Origin of the sequence: Janthinobacterium lyxosi (assembly GCF_051380665.1) — a bacterium.
Taxonomy (GTDB): Bacteria; Pseudomonadota; Gammaproteobacteria; order Burkholderiales; family Burkholderiaceae_D; genus Janthinobacterium.
This window is the reverse complement of record NZ_JBNYXM010000078.1, coordinates 1-2,489: the sequence shown is the minus strand read 5'-3', so window position 1 is coordinate 2,489 and position 2,489 is coordinate 1. Positions and strand designations below refer to the sequence as shown.

Below are 2,489 nucleotides of genomic sequence, written 5' to 3'. Positions count from 1 at the left end.
GCTTTGCAGCAGCGGAAGGATTTCTTCAAACTTTTCTCGACTGATGTCGCTGGCGTAAGGCTTTCTCATCCCGCCATTATCCGGCTATTCGGATAGATTGTGAACACGTTCTAAGACTTCACGTTGTAATTAAGCCGCATTGCGCCGCCTGGGCTTAGGAAATGCGTGTTCACCTTGGCCTACTCACCTGTGGCCGAAAGTGGTTTCCTTCCCAATCGGACAAAGAAATTGATAACGTGTGTGCCCGGTTCAACGCCTGGTTCCATTGGTAGCGTTTGTTGATTTGGGAAAAACGGGTCGATGACGTAAAAGGAATTGAAAGCGACGTTCATTGTACCTACGTGTTTATCCAGATCGCTGTTAGCTAGTCCTCCAGAATTTTTTTCGACCTCCTGAAGAAATTCCTTAACGAGTTCGTCTTCTGAAGTGCCAGAAATTATTGCGTTGCGTGCTTTACAGAATTGAACGGTTTCTTCCAGATTTTTCTTCTGGTACATCAAATCACCAATCTTTTTATACATATATCACCGCTATAAATGCGGCCTTTCAAATTGCCGGCTACCGGCCGGACTGTCGGGCGCCACCAGGGCGCGTTTTCCGCTGGGCTAGTCGTAACTGGGCGCTTTTTCGCCGTCTATCGCCTTGAAACGCTCTTCTGCATTTGCATCAGTCCAATCGGTAAGCTCGCCGTGAACCAGGTTGCGCCCTTCCAACTGGCCCTCGCTCATCATTTCGACGTGCTTTCCTGCATGTGCGTTGCAGAACAGAGCAAGCGCTTTGGGATGTTGGCTTGCGCGAACGCTTCCGCCTTCCATGCCACCGATGCTTGCCGCCACTTCAACCGATTGCATCGTTGCCAGGCATACTAGGTAATAGTAGGTACTCATATCAATTCCTTGTTAGTTGAGTTGCGTCACTAGTGCGCGTGCCGGAACGTCCATGCGCTTACCTGCGCTGGCGCCGCCCGTGCGCTCTACTTCCCACATTGCCTGGCTACGATATGGCGTTGTCGGTGCAATGGCGCGAACCTCGTTTCCTGATTTTGTGAAAAAGTAGGTTTTACCTGCCTCGATGGTCATGATGCGATTTCCTAGCTCTATCTGGCTGAGCCGCATGCACTAGCTTCGACCATCCAGCCATACTCTTTTTCGCTCTCGGCGCGAACCATCCGCACCGTGCATTCAGCGCCTTTTCCAAAGACGGCTTTAGCAGTCGCCCTATTCCCTTCGATGATTGGTGCATCGTTGACAGGAACAGGATCGGCGCTTTGCGTCATACCGACATACTTCGCCGCCAAGAACCGCGCCGCTAAGGGCGTGCCAGGTGGCGCAACTTGCTTGTTCAGCCCACGGTACCCGATCACGCCCAGTATTATCGCTACAGCGAAATAAAGTAGTTGATTTCTGCGAACGACATTCATACGTTTTCCTCGGCGTCTAGTGTTGATCAGTCTTCTCGAAAACGGCTTCGAAAATTCGCTGGTTAGGCAATGGGCTGAGCGACAAACTTCCGGTTGGCGAAAGCTCGACCGCGCGCTGAAGTAGTTGAAGAAGCTGGGCGTTCCCCAGCTCGACGCCGAAGGCCTGGCCGCCCAATTCCACAGCAAAAAGCACCTTGGTGAATTTATGATTTGCCATGATTTTCCGTTCTTTTAAATCCGCATGGCCGTCGTCTAGAGGCGAGTACTTCCAGCATGGCCTGCGGCAGTGTCTGGACTCGCTGGAGTCCTAATTTCAGGAGCAGTCGCCAATTCCTGTTTCTCGTCCGCAGCAACACTCTTTTGCTTTTCGTGATTGCGAGCGGCAGCTCTTTCTTCTCGGCGTTTGCGTTCGTCCTGCGTGATAATTGCGACACCTACTTGAGTGCTTTTCATACGATTTCCCTATCAGCCCCGTGAGCGTTCGTAGCCAGCTTGCGTTAGAGCCAGAATACCCATGTCTGCAATTCCGCCTGGCGTGAACGTCAGCAGGCCCCCCTCTTCCACTGCCCAAACGAGCGCTGGATGCACGTCTGACCACATGAGCCCATTTTTGCAAACCCGAAGGTAAATAGTCTTAGTGGGCACAGTTCCTTCCGGTCCAATATTCATATCGGCAAAGTCTGCAAGTACAACATCAACCAGTTCTTGGATGCGATCCATATTTGACCTCAATAACTACCAGCTGCCGGCTGGCTGACGGGCGCCACCAGGGCGCAGTATTTTCCGCACTTACTTGCCTTGCTTGAGGACAATGACCAATTGGATTGGAACACCACTACGCCCGAGCCTCGCCGCGATCTCAAGATCCTCCTGAAACTGTGCCTCCGCTTCCTCTAGGGTAGGGAACTCTGCAACTGTATTTTCTTGACTGTTTTGAACTTCAAAACGCAAGTGAGGTGTACTGTCAATAGCGGACACTCTTGTTTCAAGCCGCCTGTGGTTGTTTGCTGAATTTTTCAGCAAACAACGCGGGCGGAACATTGCCGAGGCGCGAGTGGCGCCGCTGGCG

Annotated in this window: 7 protein-coding genes; all 7 read right to left on the bottom strand. The window is 51.9% G+C overall.

The window, feature by feature from the left end; genetic code table 11:
- Nucleotides 1-179 precede the first annotated feature (179 nt).
- A complete protein-coding gene (locus ACQ4WP_RS29210) occupies nucleotides 180-521 on the bottom strand; it encodes a hypothetical protein (RefSeq protein ID WP_436526801.1) in 342 nt (113 codons plus the stop codon).
- Nucleotides 522-605: 84 nt separating this feature from the next.
- A complete protein-coding gene (locus tag ACQ4WP_RS29205; RefSeq protein WP_436526799.1) occupies nucleotides 606-887 on the bottom strand; it encodes a hypothetical protein in 282 nt (93 codons plus the stop codon).
- Nucleotides 888-899: 12 nt separating this feature from the next.
- Nucleotides 900-1,079, bottom strand: a complete 180-nt coding sequence (locus tag ACQ4WP_RS29200; protein ID WP_436526797.1) for a hypothetical protein — start codon at nucleotides 1,077-1,079, stop codon at nucleotides 900-902.
- A gap of 17 nt (nucleotides 1,080-1,096) precedes the next feature.
- Nucleotides 1,097-1,420, bottom strand: coding sequence for a hypothetical protein (locus ACQ4WP_RS29195; RefSeq protein ID WP_436526795.1), 324 nt, complete (start codon nucleotides 1,418-1,420; stop codon nucleotides 1,097-1,099).
- A gap of 16 nt (nucleotides 1,421-1,436) precedes the next feature.
- The gene (locus tag ACQ4WP_RS29190) at nucleotides 1,437-1,637 is read right to left on the bottom strand and encodes a hypothetical protein (RefSeq protein WP_436526793.1); all 201 of its coding nucleotides are present in this window, start codon (nucleotides 1,635-1,637) and stop codon (nucleotides 1,437-1,439) included.
- 248 nt (nucleotides 1,638-1,885) lie between these two features.
- Complete coding sequence (locus tag ACQ4WP_RS29185) at nucleotides 1,886-2,140, bottom strand: hypothetical protein (RefSeq protein WP_436526791.1); 255 nt, start codon at nucleotides 2,138-2,140, stop codon at nucleotides 1,886-1,888.
- Nucleotides 2,141-2,209: 69 nt separating this feature from the next.
- On the bottom strand, nucleotides 2,210-2,489 hold a 280-nt coding region (locus ACQ4WP_RS29180; RefSeq protein WP_436526789.1), incomplete at its 5' end, for a hypothetical protein.